The following is a 245-nucleotide window of genomic DNA, read 5'->3' as shown; positions in this document are numbered from 1 at the left end:
GGTTTCACACCGACAAATTTAACCCGAGCTCACGGCGTACATTAGAGCGTCGAATTCACAAATGGCGAGCACTGTATGGCTCAAGCAAAGAGGTCGTATTCCTGCAAACACACGAGTATGGCCTATTAGGCATGTGTGATTTTACACATGTGAAGTCACCCGTTACCATTGCTAGTGAACCCTTAAAGCATATGTTGTTTCATTATCGTATGCCCGCCAGTGGCTGGGCTTACGCCCAAGTGATT

Annotated in this window: 1 pseudogene; it reads left to right on the top strand. The window is 46.9% G+C overall.

The window, feature by feature from the left end:
• Nucleotides 1-245, top strand: a pseudogene (locus tag ACT3RM_RS18325) (IS21 family transposase); the annotation flags it as partial.

The organism is Pseudoalteromonas sp. AOP7-A1-14, assembly GCF_052376275.1.
Classification (GTDB): domain Bacteria; phylum Pseudomonadota; class Gammaproteobacteria; order Enterobacterales; family Alteromonadaceae; genus Pseudoalteromonas.
The sequence above is the reverse complement of the archived record's forward strand: the minus strand, read 5'-3'. Positions and strand labels throughout refer to the sequence as shown.